Here is an 18,249-nt window from a genome sequence, read left to right as displayed (position 1 = left end):
CCTGCCAGGCTCAAGGGCACCAGCGTTGCAGCTCGGACCAGATCTCGTGGGGCCAGGACAGCGCCTTCACATCGAATGGGACCGAGACCCCGAACCCCCAGATCCACAACTTGACGCCCTGCGCTGCCTCGTCCGCGATCTCGCGGGCGGCACGCAGGAGAGCGAGAGCGCGCGATGCCGCGCCCTCGGCTGCGGCATCGCGCAGCGCGGGGAAGACCTCCCACATCAGCAGCTCGTGGAGCTCCCTGAGGTGATCCCCCGTCAACCGCTGGATCTCGCGGGCGCCTTCTTCGGCGGCCTCTTCCTGTTTCCCTTCGAGCTCCGCCTGACGATCTTCGTCCCAGCCGTGCTCCAGAACAATGGACTCCCAGACCCGCCAGGACCGCTCCATCGCAGCAGCGCCGGCGCGCAGGACCTCATCCTCGGTGAGACGCGGAATCACGACTCGATGATCGTGTTCGGGCTCCAAACGCCATAGCGCCCCGCCACTGCGATCCCCGGACCTTACAGCGGTGAGCACGCCCAGGGCGCGGATGGCCTGGGCAAGATCGTCGTCCGAGGCCGCATACACCATCTGCGAGACGTCCTCGTCCACGGCTTCCGCATTCTCATCTGCGAGGTGGAAGTCGAGGTCGCAGGCGATGGACTCGGCATCGGTCAGGTCACTGATCTCGTTGACGAGGTACTCGATCTCCGCATCCAGGCGCGCGAGCACGGCCACAGGTCGAGCACGGTCCCGTGCGGCATCGGCCTCGGCCGCTTCACGCTCCCGTTCTGCGCGGCGGCGCTCGCGAGCTTCCGCAACTGTGGGGAGGCGCATCTGCTCTGCGCGGGCGTGGAGGGCGCGGTCGGGGTCGAGACGCTCCAGCACATCGATGGCCTCCCGACGGTCTGCGGCCCTCACCAGGGGGTTGACAGCCAAAGCGGCCAGGGCCGGCACCGCCGCCTCGGGAGCGCGTCGGGCAGCCGCCAGGGCAAGCGCGAGGCGTTCGCCGGAGGGCGCATCTGGATGGTTGACGAGTTCGGGGACACCGGGAAGGAGCATAGGAAGGTCCTGCGTCTCCAAGTACGCGAGCGCAGTGTCGATGCGGATCTTCAGCTTCATCGTGTCGTCCGGGATGAGACTGATCGCGGTCTGCGTCCCCCAGCTCGGCTTCGCGCGGAGCGCCGCAGCCACCCAGCCCCAGGCGTTCGAGGGCAGAAGTTCGCGGGCGGCTCGGTAGCCATCGTCGTCGACAGCGAGCCTCTCGGCAGCCCGGTGACGAAAGACCGGCGGGAGGCCCTTGAGGCCGGCGATGTAGCGCAAGCCGGTCTCGAACTCGTTGCTGTCGTAGGGAACATACAGGGATCGAAATCGCTCGCTGAAGGCGCCGAGTCCGAACTCCGGCGCCTCGGGAATGCCGACCATGAAGGTGGCCGCCGCTGCGGTTGCCCCGCCTCGCACCGCGCAGGCGTCCAGGGTGATCACGGTCTGATGCGTCTTCCCCCGTGCACCTCCGAGTGCCAGGAGCATTCGCTGCGTGAACTGATCAGGCTGCGCGGACACAGTATGAACCTCTCTCCTGGGACTGGAGTCTGGCGGCATGTACTCCCCCTCTGCGGCATCCTGCGAATTTCGGCGGCGGCTCGCGGCCTACTGGTTCCCCAGGTCGAGGCGAATGCGGGCGATGGTCTCGGCAACCTCGGCTGTGAGTTCGTCGTGCGGACCGAAGACCACAACGAGGTCGTCGTGCAGGGGCTCCAGAATCTCGAGCGCCTCCGGGACGCGGTCCTGGGCGAGGAGCAGCACGGCGATCGTGTGGCGGAGTTCGACGGCTTCCTCGGTGACGTCGCTGCCGGTGGTGGTGCGAACGGCGGTGAGGACGTCCTCCAACTCGTGCAGGGCACGGGTGACCTGGCCGAGTTCGGCGCGGCAGCGAGCGGCCTGGCTGCGGCAGTCGAGCACGTCGGCGGCGAGCGGGCCGGCGATGCGGGCGTAGGCGCCGGAGAGGGCTTCGAACTCCGGCAGCGCCGCACGGAAGTCGCCGCCCAGATAGCGCGCCACAGCGCGGAGCTTGCGCAGGTCGAGCACGGTTCGGCTGTCGCGGCCGAGGGACCGGGCGGCGGGTTCGACGACCGCGTCCAGGATCTCGGCGGCCTGGGCGAAGCGTCCTTCCCGCATGAGCGCCTCTGCCTGGGCTCGGACGCTCCGCACCTCTGCACGCAACTGCTCTGGAATCGGCAGCGGGCCCGCGTCGATCGCGGTGGGCACCGGGGCCGCCGCAGCCGGCACCTGGGGGCGGGGCCGCGGCGCGTAGGGGTAACGGAAGACGCCCGTCGGGTCCGGGGCGCCGACGGGCCCGGCCTCGGCCGGTTCCGGAACAGATCCGGCGGGCGGGAGGAACGGAACCAGACGGGCGTGGACTTCCTGACTGTCGGCCGGGCGCGCCTCGGGGGCCTTTCGCAGCAGGTCCAGCACGAGCTCTTCCAAGCCCTCCGGGACCTCGGGCCGCAGCTGCCGTAGCGGCGTCGGGGCGGCGCCCACCTGCATCGACATGAGCGCGAAGTCGTTGTCGGCGTCGAACACAGGCTGGCCGGAGAGGAGTTCGTGCAGGGTGCAGCCGAGGCCGTAGAGGTCGGTGGCCGGGGTGTTCCGGCCCCCGCGGACCTGCTCCGGGGCCATGTAGTGATAGGAGCCGATCGGGCTGCCGGTGGCGGTCAGCTTGGTGACGTCGGTGCGCAGCAGCGCGGCGATGCCGAAGTCCAGGAGTTTCACTGTGCCGTCGCGGGCGACGAGGATGTTGTTGGGCTTGAGGTCGCGGTGGATGACAGGGACCTCGTGCGCGTAGGACAGGACGGTTGCGACCTGGGCGGCGACCGCCGCTGCCCAGGAGATCGGCAGCGGGTGGCCCGGCCGCAGGTACGCGTGGAGGGAGACGCCCTCGACGAGTTCCATGACGAGGAAGAGCCGCTCGTAACTCGCGTCGAGGACTGCGTCGTACACCTGTGGGACGCCCGGATGCTGGATGCGGGCAGTGATCCGGGCCTCGCGGCGGAAGCGCCGGGCGAACTCCTCGGCCTCGACGGGAGATCCGACCGACTCCTGCCGGATCAGCTTGACCGCGACAGGGCGGTCCAGCACGGTGTCATAGCCGCGCCGGACCTTGCCCATGCCACCCTGGCCCAGCTCCTCCAGGAGTTCGTAGCGCTCGGAGATGACCTCGCCCGGCACGCCGGTGCCCCCGTTCCTGACCTCTGTGGTTGTGAAGACGGTGTGTGTACGGGTTCAGTGTGACCGGCAAGGTGATCTCCAGTCCAGAGCCGCCGGCGAGGAGACCAGACTGCAACGCTCCATCCTCGAAGAATGATTGACGGGTCGTCAGGCGACGTCGTCGACGCCTTCCTCGCGGCGGATCATCCGCCAGGCGGCGCGGCGGGCGCTGCGGTCGAGGCTGGAGCGGAAGCCCTTGTCGGGAGCGAAGTAGCGCTTGCCGAGGTCGGTGACGATGCCGACGTAGTCCTCGACCTTGTCCGCGAAGACGCGGTCGAAGACCTTGCCGAAGTTGTCCTCGTCGTTGACCACCGCCGCCTGTCGGACCTCGGTCTCGGCCAGCGTCGCGTTGAAGGCCGGCAGCAGGTCCTGCTCGGTGAAGTCGGTGCCGAACTTGTCGTTGAACTTCGCGATCAGCTCGGACAGGAGGGACTTCTCCGGCTCCTTGGGGACGCCGTTGCCCTCGCCGACGTTGGCGATCAGCGACGGGCCCTCGGAGGTCAGGCCCATGTCGTACTCGCCGGTCTTCTCCACGCGGAGGTGGCTGAGGTCGACCTCCCCTATGTCGACGCCGCCGTCGGCGCGGCGGGGCAGGCGGTTGAGCAGGTAGCGCCCGTAGAGATGCAGGCGCTCCAGCTCGGGGTCGAAGTACGGGACGATCTGCGCGAGGAAGCCGTACTTGCGCACGTAGTCGTTGAGGTTGGCGCGGAAGTCCTCGGCGGTCTGCTGATCATCGTCGTCCTCGCTGTCCAGCAGGGCCTCGAAGCGCGCGACCGCGGGGGCGAGCAGCCGGTACAGCTCCGCGTGCAGCTTCTCCCACTTCGCGGCCGAGCCACCCGCCTTGTCCTGGGCGGCGAAGTACGCCTCCGCGAACGCGTCCATCTCGGCGGCGGTGAGGATGGGCGCGGACATGACGCGACTCTGCGCCTGGTAGAGCAGATTGGGGTCCGAAGGGAGGGTCATCGCCTCCTCGAAGTACGGACGGAACGCCTCCTGGATCGCCTCCGCGTCGTTGACGAAATCCAGGACCGCCAGGTCCGCCTGAGACTTGCGCTCGGCGGTGCGGTTGAGCCGGGAGAGCGTCTGCACGGCCGAGATGCCGGTCAGGGTCTTGTTGACGTACATGGTCGTCAGGAGGGGTTGGTCGAAGCCGGTCTGGTACTTCTCCGCCACGACCAGGATCCGGAACTCCTGCTTGCCGGGGCCGCCGGCCCGCACCGACTTGTCGTCGGCCCGGGTGTAGGCGAAGGTCTTCGGCAGCGCGCTTTCGGAGAGGCCGCCGTTCTCCTTCGGCTCGGTGGTCTCCTCGCCGTCGATGGTGAGCGAGCCGGAGAACGCGACGAGGACGCCGAGGTCCGGGTAGCGGGCGTCGTAACCGCGGTCCTTGATGTAGCTCTTGATGGCCCGCGACATCTGCACCGCGCTGTGGCGGGAAGCCGTCACCACCATCGCCTTCGCACGTCCGCCGAGGCGGGGACGGGTGTGCGCGAGGAAGTGCTCGACGATGACCTGGGCGTGCTGGGCCACGGTCGACGCATGGGTCAGGGCGAAACGGGCGAGGAGCGGGTTCGCCTTCTTCGGGTCCACCTCGTGGTCGTCGGCCGGGTTGTTGACCAGCTTCCAGTAGGTGTCATAGGTGACGTAGTTACGCAGCGGGTCGAGGATGAACCCCTCCTCGATGGCCTGCCGCATCGAATAGGTGTGGAACGGGCGGTACTTGGCCTCGCCGTCGACGTCCTCCAGCTCACCGAAGAGCTCGAGCGTCTTGGCCTTGGGGGTCGCTGTGAAGGCGAAGTAGGACAGGTTCGCGGCACGGGAGCGCTCGATCGCCTTGCGGCGGAGGCGCTCCTTGACGGCGGCCGTGCCGGTGGCCGGCCCGGCCTCGACCTCGGTCGCGCCCCCGTCGTCGGAGTCGGCGTCCAGCCCGAGGTCGCGCAGCGCAGCCCGGACGGCGGTGGCCGCGTCGCCGGACTGGGAGGAGTGGGCCTCGTCCACGATGATCGCGAACCGGTGCCCCTGGATCTCGGTCGGGTTCCGCTTGAGGTAGTCCAGCAGCGCAGGGAAGGAGTGCAGGGTGACGGTGACGATCTTCCCGGTTTCGCGGGAGAGCGCCTGGGCCAGCTGGGCGCCCTTCGCCCCGTGCTTCTCGTCGATCGCGACAACCAGGCCGGCGGTCTGCTCGAAGCTGCCGACCGTCTCCCGGAGTTGGGCGTCCAAATTGCGGCGGTCGGTGATGACGATGACCTTGTCGAAGACGGGCACGCCGGGCTGGAGCCCGGCGGCGAGGGCCTCGGGGTCGAGGTCGGCGGGGTTGGGGGAGGCGTGCAGGTCGGAGAGGCGGTGGGCGAGCCAGCCGATGGTGTTGGACTTACCCGAGCCGGCGGAGGCCATGACGAGGTAGTTGTGCCCCGCACCGTGGGTGGCGGCGTGGGCGGTCAACTTCTTGACGACGTCCCACTGGTGGAAGCGCGGGAAGATCAGCTTGGTGGTGCTGCCGCTGCCGGACGCGTTCTTCTCCTTGTGGAGATGGACGAACCGCTGCAGCAGGTCCAGCCAGTTGTCCCGCTGCCAGACCTGCTCCCAGAGGTAGGAGGTGGGGTAGCGGCCGGGCGTGGTGAGGGCAGGGTTGCCCGCCCCGCCAGGCTGGCCGGGGCCGGCGGAACCGGTGTTGAAGGGGAGGAACTGTGTCTTGGGCCCGCGCAGGCGGGTGGCGACGAAGACGAGGTCCGTGTCGATGGCGAAGTTGGCGATGACGCGGCTGGTGAAGATCAGCTCGCTCTCGTCGCGCTCCGTGCGGTACTGCGCCTTGGCGTGCTCGACGCCCTGGCGGGTGAGCGCGTTCTTCAACTCGGCAGTGGCAACCGGGATGCCGTTGAGGAACAGTGCGAGGTCGAGCCGGTTGCCCTTGTCCGCCTGCTTGGTCGCGTACTCCAGCTCCCGGACGACGGTGAGGCGGTTCGCCCGGTAGTTGTCGAGGACGGAGTTGTCGACAACTAGGTTCGGCCGGAAGTACGCGACGCGGAGGTGGACGCTGCGATCCTTCACTCCGTCGCGGAGCACCTTGATCAGGCCGTCGGAGGCGATGGCCTGCCCGAGCCGCTTGGCGAAGCCACGCTGCGCCTCGGCGACGTCACCGGCGTACTGGGTGGTGACCAGCTCGTCCCACTCGTCGGGCTGGGTGGCGCCGATGAAGGTGAACAACTCGTTGGTATCCAGGGCCAGTTCGGACCGGTAGTCCTGCGGGCGCGCCTCGCGCCAGCCGCGCTCGAGCAGCGCGGAGACGATGGCCTCGCCGAAGGCGGCCTCGGTGTGGATCGCGGGCATGGTGGTTACTCCGTAACTCCTCGACCGGATGCGGTGGACACGTCGAACTGGCCGGTGACGGCGGCGGTAATGAGGGCTTGGCGGCGCTCGGCAAGTGTCGCCAACTGGCGGTCGCATGCAGACATGGTGGCCTTTGTATGCAGCCAGCTCTTGCGGTGCTCGCTCACCAACTGTCGCTGTCGCGCAAGTGGAGGGATCGGCAGGAGCGCCGACTTCACGATCTCAAGGTTGATCATCGAGCGAGTTGAACCTCTGCCTTCTATCGCGCTGGCTCCCACAGGCGATGAGAGCAAGAGCGCGATGAAGTCGGCGTCAGCCACGTCCTTTTCGACGCGAGCCCGGAAACACTTACCTTTGACGATTGCTGCACCAAGGTCGGGAGCTACGCATGCGCGTCCAGCGTGGTTCCGAGAATCCCCGAGACCAGCGATCAACACGTCTCCTGCGCCTACTTCATGATATCGGAATCGCTCGAATAGTGTGGTCGGAATCCTTGCCTGATCTCCTCCTTTATACTCCGCAAATCCGATATTTCCCAGACGCACTACTGCCGCACCTTCGTCCACATAGTCATCGCTGGAGAAGGCGCTACCGAAGGGTCCATCGATGACAGAACGGATTACCCTCCGCAGGGGAATGGCGTCAGCCTGCGCACGGTCCAACTCTGCCTGGAAATGTGACCACCTTCGCGCTTCGAGCAGCCTCCTTTGCCGCTCACGCAGTTGACTGATCTGATCGATGCGGGCGGTTTCGGCGTCGAGGAAGTCGGCGATGCGACGCTGCTCCTCCAGTGGCGGTACGGGCATCGGGAGGTTCTGGAAGGCCTCAATATCAATTGCCTGACCCTGGCGGATACCCTGGGTGATGTTCGCCAGATGGGAGATGAGTAGGCTGGACCGGAAATAGTGCTTGAAGAATCTCGGATCCAAGTCGCCGGCTGACCGCAGAACCGTGTATGCCGGGCTCACGACGCCCCGCACGGCGGAGTGCGAAATCCCGTGCTGGAAGGATCGCAGGCCGATGACGAAGTCGTCTGGCTCAACGAGCTTGTAGTTACTGACGTTGGAGTCCGGGTTCCACACCGCGAAGTCCAGGTCGCTTCGCAGACTGACGCCGTCTTTGGTCGCAGACGCCAAGGGGGCGTCAGCGCCTCGTACATCGCGACGCGAGAACGAGAAGCGAGCTCGGCGAGTCTGCCAGTTGGCGGGAAACGTCATTCGGTCACCTCACCCAGCAGCGCCTGAATCTCCGCCTCCAACGACTTCAACTCCGCGTCGATCTCTGCCAGCGATCTCGGCGGCTGATACACGTAGAAGTGCCTGGTGAACGGGATCTCGTAGCCGATCTTGGTCTTCGTGTCGTCGATCCACGCGTCGGGGACGTGTGGCAACACCTCCCGCTTGAGGTAGTCCTCGACGTCCTCACCGAGCGGGACGTTCTCGAAGTCCCGCAGGTCCGCGTCCGGCTCCGGCGCGCCCTTGACTTTCTGGACCTCGCCCTCGGGGTGCCGGACGCCGACCGCCTCTCGTACTGCCTTAACGAACGGCGCTCCGGTCGGCCAGCTCAGGCCGGCCGCGATCACCGCGTCCTTGAGCGCGACGAATGCCTCGGACTTCGTCGTCCAGAACGAGCCGAGCAACGTACGCACCGCCGCGACGAACTCCTCGCTCCGCTCCAGCTTCGCCACCGGCTTGGCCTCCGCCAGCGCCGCCAAGGTCTCCTCCGTGACCTCGAAGCGCAGCTTCAGTGGGCGTTCGACGGTGACACGCTGGTAGCCGAAGTCCTCGTTGGCGAAGACCTTGACTTTGCCGTGCAGCGGGTGCTCGGGGTCCTTCGCGACCTGCATGGCCTCCGCGTACAGCCGGGTGATGTCGCCGATGTGGTCGGGGCGGCCGTTCGTCCCGTCGCCGAGCTCCTTGCGTTTGTCGCCGAGCGACTTGCGCATCTTCTGCCAGTAGTCGCGGGCGTCCAGCAGGACGACCTTGCCCTTGTGGTCGGCGTCCTTGCGGTTCGTCAGGATCCAGAAGTACGTGGAGATTCCGGTGTTGTAGAAGAGCTGGTCGGGCAGGGCGACGACCGCCTCCAGCCAGTCGTTCTCCAGGATCCACCGGCGGATGTTGGACTCGCCCGACCCGGCCGCTCCTGTGAACAACGGGGAGCCGTTGAAGACGATGGCGACCCGCGAACCGCCCCCGCCCCGCGCATCCACTGGCTTCATCTTCGACAGCATGTGCTGCAGGAACAGCAGTGAGCCGTCGTTGATCCTTGGCAGGCCGGCACCGAACCGTCCGGCCTCCCCCAGGGTCTTGTACTCGTCCTCGACCGCCTTCTGGACTTTCTTCCACTCCACGCCGAACGGGGGGTTGGCGAGCAGGTAGTCGAACTTCTCGCGCTTGTGGCCGTCGTCGCTGAAGGAGTTGCCGAAGGCGATGTGGTCGGGGTCCTGCCCCTTGATCATCAGGTCGGAGCGGCAGATCGCCCAGGACTCCGGGTTGAGCTCCTGCCCGTAGACCTCCACTCGCGCCGCCGGGTTGAGGGCAGTGATGTGGTCCTCGGCGGCACTTAGCATGCCGCCGGTGCCGCAAGCGGGGTCGAGGACCGTCCGCACCACACCCGGGAGGCTCAGTGCGTCCGCGTCCGGCGCGATGAGCAGGTTGACCATCAGCTTGATGACTTCGCGCGGGGTGAAGTGCTCTCCCGCGGTCTCGTTCGACTGCTCGGCGAAGCGGCGGATGAGCTCCTCGAAGATGTAGCCCATGTTGTGGTTGGGCACGCGTTCGGGGTGCAGGTCCAGGTCCGCGAACTTCCCGATGACCTGGTAGAGCAGGTCGGCGCCGTGAAGCTTCCTGATCTGCTGGTTGAACTCGTACTTCTCCAGGACCTCCCGCGCGTTGTCCGAGAAACCGGCCACGTACAACTGCAGGTTCGTGGCGGCGCTCTGCGGGTCGCCCGCGATCTTCCGCAGCGTCAGCGGGGTTTTGTTGTAGAACGAGTGGCCCGAGGCCTTCCGCAGGAACCGGTCCTCGTCGATGTCCTGGCCGGCCAACTGCTCCGCGACCTCGGCGACCTTCGCGCGGGTCGGCTCGAGTACACACTCCAGCCGTCGCAGCACGGTGAACGGCAGGATCACCTTGCCGTAGTCGGACTGCTTGTAGTCGCCGCGCAGGAGGTCGGCGACGGACCAGGCGTGGTTCGCCAGTTCCGTGTGCTTGCTGCTGTTCACGGGATTCCCCGGTTTCCTCTCGGGCCGTGCCGTCCGCGGGAGCTGGGACGGGACAGGTGCATTGTGATCGGTGGGACTGACAGTCGCCTGCCGTTCAGGCGGATTGGCCCTGGTCGGTTCGATCGTTCGATTTCGTGGGCACGAGCGCCCCGGTGGTGAGTCCGGCCGCCGCGGTCGCCGCCGCGTCCGCCGCGAGCGCGGCTGCCCGCCGTGCCGCCGCTGCGAGCTCGTACGCCTGCCGGAAGGCTCGTCCGTAGCGTTGTTGCTCGGCCAGCGGCAGTAGTGGGACGCGCAGGCGCCCGACGGTGACCTGGACCAGGCTGCTGCCGGTGGAGGCGCTCGCGATGTTGTCGGCCGCGCCGAGGAAGCCCGCCAGGAACCAGGGGTCCAGTCGGGCCGGGTCCGGGCGCAGCAGGTGCAGGTGGGCGCCGAGTACGGCGCCGGCGTCGTCGGGCCCGGCGACCCGGGTCATCGGCGCGGTCTGGTCGTTGCCGGGGTGCGCGCGGACCAGGACGTCACCTTCCGCGACATCGCTTCCCGGCTCGGGGTGAGCTTCGTTCGTGTGCCCGGACGGGGGGCCGCCTGACGCGACGTCATGTGCGGTGAGCACAGGCCGGTGCCCGCCCGCGGCTGCCGCACCGCCGGCCCCGCCCCGCGAGTCCCTGGAGCTCGGGGCGGCAGCCCGCATCACGGTCAGCGCGCCGCCTCGGCTGAGGTCGGCGACTGTGGCGGTGCGCCACTTCCGCAGCTCCGCGCCGGCCGCTGGCCACGATCGGGCCCCGGCCGCGTCCGCCAGCGTCTGGATCTGCTGGGCGAGCTGACCCTGCAACTGTTCCAGCTGCCCGACCAGTGCCTCCGGCTCGATCTCCGCCGCGCCGGCGCGCACCTGGCGCCCGGGTGTGAGGTCGATGATGTCGTCGAGGAGGTCGACAACAGGCACGGCCCGCGCGAATCCGGCCTCGCCGGTGTAGCTTTCCGGGCGGTCTCGGAATACGGCCCACTGCGGCAGGACACGCGCGGTCAGCGCGGCCCAGTCGAACGACATCCGCCGGGTCTGCCCGCTCGTCCGTGAGCTGATTCCCGCGGTCCCGGCTCCGCCGCCGGTCTCCCGCGCCTCGCCCCCTTCGCCGTCGATGAAAAGCACTGACGGCCGGTCAGGCCCCCCCGACTCAGGGCGTTGCAGCACCCACACCTGCAAAGCCACGTGCAGTGGGAAGGCGACGCGCGGCGGCAGAGAGACGACCGCCCGCACGGCCCCGCTGCGGACGAGCTCCGCGCGGATGCGGCGCGCAGAGGACCGGAAGGCGAGGGCGGGCGGGAGGACCATGACGACCCATCCGCCCGGCTTGACGTGCGCCAAGGCGTGCTGCACCCAGGCGAGTTCGGACTCTAGGCGCGGTGGGACGCCGTAGGCCCACCGGGGGTCGTAGGCGAGTTCGTCATGACCCCAGTCGCGGTCGCCGAAGGGCGGGTTGCACAGCACCGCGTCGAAGGTCTCGTCGGGGAAGCCGTCGTGGCGGAGGCTGTCGCCCACGTGGGCCTGGGCGCGGTCGCCGTTCTGCAGTGCGGTGTCGGCCAGGACCAGGGAGAGGAGGGTGCGCTGGACCTGGAGGGACAGGGAGTCCTGGCCGCAGACCCGGTGGGCTCCGTGCTCAGCTGCGGCGACCAGAAGGGTGCCACTGCCGCATGCCGGGTCGAGAACGCTGTCGGTGTCCTTGGGGAGCAGGCCAGCCATGAGGTCGGCCAGGCCCTCGGGAGTCTGGTAGGCCCCGGTGGCGGCGGACTCCTCCAGCTCGCGTTCGGCCAGGACGTCCATGGCGTCCTGGACTCCGGCTTCGCGCACGCACGTCAGCAGCGAGCGGACGACCGCGACGTCGCCAGGCGCGAAGCGGGCGGGCTCCTCCCTGACGCCGAGCAGCGGATGGGGGGCGTTGACCGCCGTCTCTGCGGTGGTGAGCAGTTGCTCGTCCGGCAGTAGCTCCAGCTCGTCCGGAGTGCGCTCCGTGAGCATGTGCGCTCTGGCCAGAAGCAGGAAGAAGCGGGCTGAGTCCGGATCCGGCCCGTGCAGCCGCAGGGCGGTGCGCAGCGCCTCGGCGGCAGAGGCGCTGGAGGTGTGGCCACGGTCGCGTAGCCAGGCCTGAACCTCTGCGAGGTCGTAGAGCGGGCTGCTCTCGGTTCCCCCATTGGGTGCGGGGAAGTCGGCGTGGCGGCGGCGCCAGTTGCTGACCGTCGCGCGGGTCACGCCCGCGATGCGGGAGATCTCAGCAGCGGTGACCTGGGCGGATGACGGCGATGTGGGCTGCGCGGGCTCTGGCATGGCGTGAGTCCTGCACCTCTCGACGGGAACAGTTAACACCTTACAGCACGTGTCAAACCCCGGATGCCATTTGACGATGCTTTCAGTTCCATGCTTTGATGCTCTCGCTTCCAATGGGGAGCGGAGAAGCCCTGGGTCCTACCCGGAGGCCGTCGCCGAGCCCTGCCAGCACGACGCCCGACGCACCTGCACGACCGCAGCCGGTACCGCCTCGGCCGCAGAGCGCCAATCCCCAGGACCACCGCCCGTCTCGCCGCCCCGTGGCCGAGACGCACCCAGCGAGGAGAAGCCGTGCACCACAGCCACCGTCGCCGCACCGCCCGCTCGCTCCACCGGGCCCTGGGGCTCCCGCCGCGGACGCGGGCGATGTCATGCGGCAAGACCTGGTTCCCTGACCGGATCGCCGCCGAGCTGGCGCTCGTCTCCATCAAGCAGCGCAATCAGGCCCGGGGGTGCGCCACCACCCGGGCCAAGGAGCCGGTCCGCTGCTATGCCTGCCCGCACTGCGCCGGCTGGCACCTCACCTCCATCCAGTCGTAGGCGTGGAAGTACCAGACCGAGCAGCAGGCCTGACCCGCCGTCAACCGAGGGGCGCGGCGCTGCCGGTGCAGGAGCGTCGCAGACCGGGCGCCCGCCTTCCGGACGTGCCCAGTCCCGTTTCCTGATGCGGCAACGAGCAGTCGCCCCGGTTCCAGATTCCCTACCGAACCCCTCCCAGAAGGGCAACGACGCCATGTCCCACAACCCTGAGTTCCCCGCCCCGACCCCCGGCCCCGCTCCCGCCGGCATGCCGGGCGGTCGGCCGTCGCGCCGGCGGTCGGTGCTCACGCACGGGCTGGTCGCAGTGGCCGCTCTCGGTCTCGGTGCGGGTATGGCCGGCGGAGGCCCGGGCAAGGCCGAGGCGTCTCCCCCGTCCCCCGCTCCGGCGACGACGGTGACGACGACCGTCACGGTCACCGCGACCCCGGCCGCCCCCAAGTCCGCAGTGCCCACGACCGGTTCGGGCGGCACCGGCGCCTCCAGCGGCAGCGCTGCCCCGGTCGCGGCCGCCTTCAGCGTGGCCGGTGATGGCGAGTACCTCGTGGGCGAGGACATGAAGCCCGGCACGTACAAGACGAAGGGCCCTGCCGACGCCGCCATCCCCAACTGCTACTGGGAGCGGGACAAGGACTCCTCTGGCAGCTTCAGCTCGATCATCGCCAACGACAACCTCTCCGGCACCGGGCGCGTAACCGTCCGCAAGGGCGAGGTCTTCAAGACCAACGGCTGCCAGGACTGGGTCAAGGTCCGCTGAGTACCGCCCTCCGGACCAACACCCAGCACCGCACCCGCGTTGCCGTGCCGTGCCCCCCAGAACCCTGCACCGCGGCCCGAACCCCAGGAGAAGCCGCCACCGTGACCAGAACCAGAGCCGCCGCTCTCGCAGCCGCCGCCGTGACCGCTGCGCTCGCCGCTGCCGTCACCGTCGACGTCCGTGCGCGCTCCGCCCTTGCGGACGCCCGCAACCGTGAGGCCGCCGCCGACCAGCGCGCGGCCCGCGCCGAGGCTCGGCCGCCGAAGACCGTGACCCGCACCGTCACCGTCACCAAGCCGGTCTTCGGCCGGTCGACGCTGCTGGGCGCCTACGCGGCAGGCGCCATATCCGGCGGCGTCTACACCGACGGCGGCGTCCTGAGCTACACCGCCAGCGACGCCACCTGCTCCCAGCAGTACGCCGCGATCTCCACCCAGCAGGTCGGCGGCACCGTCAGCCGTGATGCCTTCATGAAGGCCTGCCTCACCAACATCGACGACACCGCGAAGAGCGATCCTGCGCCCTGACGCAGCCGCTGGCCGTTCAGCCGCCTCCGATCGTGGTGCCCGCCTCAAGGCACCGTCTGTCCACCCGACTTGCTCATCTGCACGTGCTGCATCAACCACTTCTCTCCCTGGGAGTTCACCGTGAGCACACCTGAGGAACCGTCCAGTCGATCCACCTCCTCAACGTCCAGCTCGGCGGACCCGGCGCCGCCCCTCCGCGACATCGTCCGCACGCGACTGGCCGGCACCGGCCTGCCGGCGGACATCGCCGCGACCGTCCGCGACGTCCTGCAGATCATCGAGGACACCCGGCCCGCCGTCGAGCGCGGCGTCTACCTGCGGTCCCTCACCGCCCAGGGCTTCCGCGGCATCGGAACCGCCGTCACCCTGGAGCTGCCGCCCGGCCCCGGGCTGACGGTGGTTCAGGGACGCAACGGCAGCGGCAAGTCCAGCTTCGCCGAAGGCATCGAGGTGGCGCTCACCGGGCGCAACCGACGCTGGGAGGACGAGGACGGCCGCAACGTCCAGCAACTCCAGCAGGACGGCTGGCGGAATCTGCACCACGAAGGCGAGAGCCGCCTCGACCTCCGGCTGCTTGTCCCCGGCCGCACAGAGCCGCTCGCCATCAGTCGCGTCTGGACCGGCCCGGCCTGGACCGACTGCAGCACGCAGGTCACCGGCCTGGGCCCGGACCCGCTCCCGTTGACAGCACTGGGCTGGGAGGAGGATCTGCGCTCGTTCCGGCCGATCCTGTCCTACAGCGAACTCGGCCAACTGATGACCGCCAAGCCCGCGCAGATGTACGACCGCCTGGCGTCCCTGCTGGGCCTCGGGGCGCTGGCCGAGGCCCAGGAGCTGCTGGCCGATCGCGAGAAGGAGCTGGGCGAGAACGAGCGACAGGCCAAGGCCGCCCTCCCGGCCCTCCAGGACCGGCTCGCCGCCACCGCGGACGAACGCGCGCGGGCCGCGGAGCAGGCACTGGCAGCCCGCATCCCGGACCGCGAGCAGATCCGCGCGCTGGTCACCGGAACCCCGCCCGCCGACGCGGCTGAACTCGCCCGCCTGCGCCGGTACTCGACCCTCGAAGGTCCCGACCCGGACGCGGTTGCGGCCGCCGTCGCCCTCCTGCGCGAGGCCCTTGCCGGGGCGGAGGACCACCGCTTCACCGAAGCCGGAGCGGCGCTGGAACGCGCCGACCTGCTCGACCGGGCCCTGCGGTTGCGGCAGCGGCACCCGAAGGACCACACCTGCCCGGTCTGCGCGAGCACCGACCGCCTCGACGACGACTGGGCCGCGGCAGCTGTCGTCCATATCGAGACGCTGCACGAACAGGCCCAGGAGGCCGAGCGGGTCCGCCGCGAACTGCGCACCGCAGCCGGCGAATTGAGGGCCATGGCACATCGGCGCCCCAGCGGCCTCCCCGAGGCGCTCCACCCTCTGTGGGACGACTGGGATGCCTGCCGCAGCATCCAGGACCACGAGGAACTCGCGGCCAACGCGGAGAAGCGCGCCTCCGCCCTGGCCGCGGCATGCCGCCAGATCCGCGACGAGGCAGCCCGCCGACTGGCCGAACTCGACGAGCAGTGGCAGGCCCTCGTCCCGGAGCTGGCGTCCTGGCTGTCCGCCGCCGACGCGGCGGTCGACGCCAAGCCCGTCATCACGCGGATCCGCAAGGCTCGCGACTGGCTGAAGGCCTGTCAGGCCGAGCTTCGTGCTGAGCGCATGCGCGCCATCGCGTCCGCTGCCCAGGACATCTGGCAGTACCTGTGCCAGGAGAGCAACGTCGCGCTGGCGGACGTCACCCTCACTGGATCCGACGGCTTCACCCGCCGCGGCGTCACGCTGCAGGTCGCGGTCGATGACGTCGACGCCTCCGCGCTCGGGGTTGTCAGCCAGGGGGAGCTCTTCTCGCTCGCCCTGGCCCTGTTCCTGCCCCGGGCGATGGCCGAGCGGAGCCCCTTCCGGTTCCTCGTCATCGACGACCCCGTCCAGGCCATGGACCCCAGGAAGGTCGAGGGCCTGGCCCGGCTGCTGAACATGGTCGCGCAGACCCGCCAGGTCGTTGTCTTCTCCCACGACACGCGTCTGCCGGACGCCCTGCGGTTCCACCGCATCCCGGCCACCGTTGTCGAGGTCGGCCGCGGAACCGGCTCGGTCGTCACCGTGGCAGCCGCCGACGATCCCGTCGCCCGTGAACTCGACTACGCCCGCGCCGTCGTGGACGACCGCCGCGTCACCGAGCAGATCCTCGCCGAGATCCTGCCCGGGCAGTGCCGCGTCGCCCTCGAGGCGGCCCTGCGTGAACCCGCTCGCCGTACGCTTTTCGCCAACCCCGGTAACACCTACGCCACCGTGGAACTGGCACTCGAGAACGCCGGGGAACTCACCGACCTCGCCGCCCTCGCCCTCTTCGGGGAGCGCAGGAGCAAGCGGGAGGTGTACGCGGAGATCGAGCGCCGACTCGGCCGCGAGGCCGCTGACTTCGTCAGCCAGACCAACCGCGGCGCACACCAGACCCTTGCCGGCCTCGGCGACGGGCGTGCGTTCGTCCGGCGGGCCGCTCGCGTTGCGGAAGGACTCCGAGCCCTGTGACCACGCCTACGGACACCGTCACCGCGCGCCGGCTCACGGCGGCTACCGTCCTGCTCACCGTGGGCGAGTCCGGGCTCGTTCATCCCCGTGCCGCCGCCTTCCTGCTGCGCCGCGCCCTGGAGGAGCAGCTTGACCGCTACCTCCGTGCCCACCGGCCGGACCTGACGGCCTGTAAGTTCGGGACCAAGGCAGCGTGGCTTGCCCAGCACCTGGACGCGCAGTTGGCCGGACGGCTCGCTGCGGTCTGGCGCAACCTCAGCGCGGCATGCCACCACCACCAGTTCGCCCTCCCCCCGAGCACTGCCGAACTGCGCAGTTGGCAGGAGGACGTCGTCCATGTCCTGCGTGCCCTGCGGACCTGACTGCCCACAGCTTCCTTCGTCAGGAGGGCACTTGGCACAGGATCGGAACCCCTATTGTTCTTGTCCTGCCCCTCTCGTGAAGAACTTGTGATGTTGGTGAGCCGTTCGCGCCCTCCGTCTGGCCGACCGATCGACCCCTGGGAGAACTCGCTATGACCGAAGCCCCGATTGACTCCGCCCAGGTTCGCACCGATGCCGCCGCCGACGGCGGAGGCGATGCCGAACGGGAGGTGGTCGAGCATGAGCGCGCTGAGATACGCGAGTTCATTGCGGGGTTGAGCGCGGATGACATCAAGTCGGGGGACTGGTTCGCCAAGCTCAGCGCCCAGGCTCTGAGCTCCTACACCGACAAGGTGGACTGGCAATACTTCCAGCAGCGCTACGCGGGCGTTCCTGCGGATGCCATCGTCGATCAGCGGATCAAGATGGCGGCCCGGTACGCCGCCATCGAAGGCGGCATATCTGCCGGGGCTTACACGTTGGCTGTGGCCACCACCATCGGGAGCCTTGGCGGCGCCTCGCCGGCGACCCTCCCGGCCGCCATCGCGACCGTAATGGTCGACGTCGCGTTCATCACCCGGCTACAGCTCCGCCTGGCCCACGACATCGCCGTCCTCTACCGGGTTCCGCTCGACCTGTCCGATCCCGAGGACATGTGGAAGCTCTATCGCGTGGCCTTCACCATCAAGGGCGGGGAAGTGGCCCGGGAGGGCGTGCTCATAGCGGTCCCGGCCGTGGTGCGGCCGGTGATCAAGCGCTTCTACTCCAAGGGGGTATTGCACGCCGCCAAAGGGCTCCCCGTCGTTGGGAAGTATCTCCTGCAGCGCAACGTCATCAAGGTTGGCATCCCGGCGGTGGGCGTGCCCCTCTCGGTGGTGCTGAACCGTTACTCGACGCTTGTCGCGGGGCGCCACGCGCAAGCTGTTTTCCGGAACGAGGCTCGCGTGATCGAGCTCGCCGAGCGCCTGAGCGGGGGGACCCGGCACCCGCGGTTGATGTTGTGGGTCGCATGGCTCGTCATCACGGCGGACAGCAAGATGACCGACGCCGAGACGCTTCTGATGCTGCACCTGGTGCGCCTGGCCCGGGAGCAACACGAGGTGGTCGACGTACAGTTCGCTGACCTTGTTGAAATCGACCCCAGCGACGTGTGGCGGCTCATGGACGCTGAGCCAGGGGATCTGGGCGACCTCCTCGATCTGGCCGAACGGGTGGCCGCTGTGGACGATGCCGTCAACTCCCTCGAGCAGGCGGTCATCTCCGAACTTCGAGATCGCTGCTACCGAGCCTGACGGCGTCACGTGCTGCCTGCCACCATGGCGCAGATCTGACGGGTGAGTCGTGACCTGCCCGGAAGTTCGCATCAATTCGCCCAGCTTGC

At 69.0% G+C, this 18,249-nt stretch carries 12 protein-coding genes; 6 read left to right on the top strand and 6 right to left on the bottom strand.

All coding sequences use genetic code 11. The features are described 5' to 3' along the window. Window positions 1–10 precede the first annotated feature (10 nt). The 6 genes from ACFP3V_RS29375 to ACFP3V_RS29350 all read right to left on the bottom strand — a co-directional run bounded on the left by ACFP3V_RS29375 (window position 11) and on the right by ACFP3V_RS29350 (window position 12,114). Window positions 11–1,468, bottom strand: a complete 1,458-nt coding sequence (locus ACFP3V_RS29375; RefSeq protein ID WP_380590022.1) for a hypothetical protein — start codon at window positions 1,466–1,468, stop codon at window positions 11–13. Window positions 1,469–1,633: 165 nt separating this feature from the next. Further along, on the bottom strand, window positions 1,634–3,211 hold the full coding sequence (locus ACFP3V_RS29370) for a serine/threonine-protein kinase (protein ID WP_380590020.1): 1,578 nt from the start codon (window positions 3,209–3,211) through the stop codon (window positions 1,634–1,636). A gap of 147 nt (window positions 3,212–3,358) precedes the next feature. Next, window positions 3,359–6,574, bottom strand: coding sequence for a type I restriction endonuclease subunit R (locus ACFP3V_RS29365; RefSeq protein WP_380590017.1), 3,216 nt, complete (start codon window positions 6,572–6,574; stop codon window positions 3,359–3,361). A gap of 5 nt (window positions 6,575–6,579) precedes the next feature. Then, window positions 6,580–7,791 (bottom strand): restriction endonuclease subunit S, encoded by a 1,212-nt coding sequence (locus tag ACFP3V_RS29360; RefSeq protein ID WP_380590014.1) that lies wholly within the window; start codon window positions 7,789–7,791, stop codon window positions 6,580–6,582. Next, window positions 7,788–9,797 (bottom strand): type I restriction-modification system subunit M, encoded by a 2,010-nt coding sequence (locus ACFP3V_RS29355; protein ID WP_380590011.1) that lies wholly within the window; start codon window positions 9,795–9,797, stop codon window positions 7,788–7,790. Before ACFP3V_RS29355 ends, ACFP3V_RS29360 begins: the two co-directional genes overlap by 4 nt. 94 nt (window positions 9,798–9,891) lie before the next feature. Further along, entirely contained in the window at window positions 9,892–12,114 is a 2,223-nt protein-coding gene (locus ACFP3V_RS29350; RefSeq protein WP_380590009.1) for an N-6 DNA methylase, read from the bottom strand. Window positions 12,115–12,405: 291 nt separating this feature from the next. Here ACFP3V_RS29350 and ACFP3V_RS29345 point away from each other — a divergent pair, with 291 nt between their 5' ends. The 6 genes from ACFP3V_RS29345 to ACFP3V_RS29320 all read left to right on the top strand — a co-directional run bounded on the left by ACFP3V_RS29345 (window position 12,406) and on the right by ACFP3V_RS29320 (window position 18,160). Then, on the top strand, window positions 12,406–12,654 hold the full coding sequence (locus ACFP3V_RS29345) for a hypothetical protein (protein WP_380590006.1): 249 nt from the start codon (window positions 12,406–12,408) through the stop codon (window positions 12,652–12,654). A 193-nt stretch (window positions 12,655–12,847) separates the two neighbouring features. Then, window positions 12,848–13,408 (top strand): hypothetical protein, encoded by a 561-nt coding sequence (locus ACFP3V_RS29340; RefSeq protein ID WP_380590003.1) that lies wholly within the window; start codon window positions 12,848–12,850, stop codon window positions 13,406–13,408. Window positions 13,409–13,509: 101 nt separating this feature from the next. Further along, entirely contained in the window at window positions 13,510–13,935 is a 426-nt protein-coding gene (locus ACFP3V_RS29335) for a hypothetical protein (protein WP_380590001.1), read from the top strand. Window positions 13,936–14,055: 120 nt separating this feature from the next. Continuing rightward, window positions 14,056–16,506, top strand: a complete 2,451-nt coding sequence (locus ACFP3V_RS29330) for an AAA family ATPase (protein WP_380589999.1) — start codon at window positions 14,056–14,058, stop codon at window positions 16,504–16,506. Continuing rightward, the gene (locus ACFP3V_RS29325) at window positions 16,503–16,868 is read left to right on the top strand and encodes a hypothetical protein (RefSeq protein ID WP_380589998.1); all 366 of its coding nucleotides are present in this window, start codon (window positions 16,503–16,505) and stop codon (window positions 16,866–16,868) included. The genes ACFP3V_RS29330 and ACFP3V_RS29325 overlap by 4 nt, the downstream gene beginning before the upstream one ends. A 152-nt stretch (window positions 16,869–17,020) precedes the next feature. After that, window positions 17,021–18,160, top strand: a complete 1,140-nt coding sequence (locus ACFP3V_RS29320) for a hypothetical protein (protein WP_380589996.1) — start codon at window positions 17,021–17,023, stop codon at window positions 18,158–18,160. Window positions 18,161–18,249 lie beyond the last annotated feature (89 nt).

It is taken from the genome of Streptacidiphilus monticola (genome assembly GCF_042658505.1).
GTDB classification, from domain to species: domain Bacteria; phylum Actinomycetota; class Actinomycetes; order Streptomycetales; family Streptomycetaceae; genus Streptacidiphilus; species Streptacidiphilus monticola.
The sequence above is the reverse complement of the archived record's forward strand: the minus strand, read 5'-3'. Positions and strand labels throughout refer to the sequence as shown.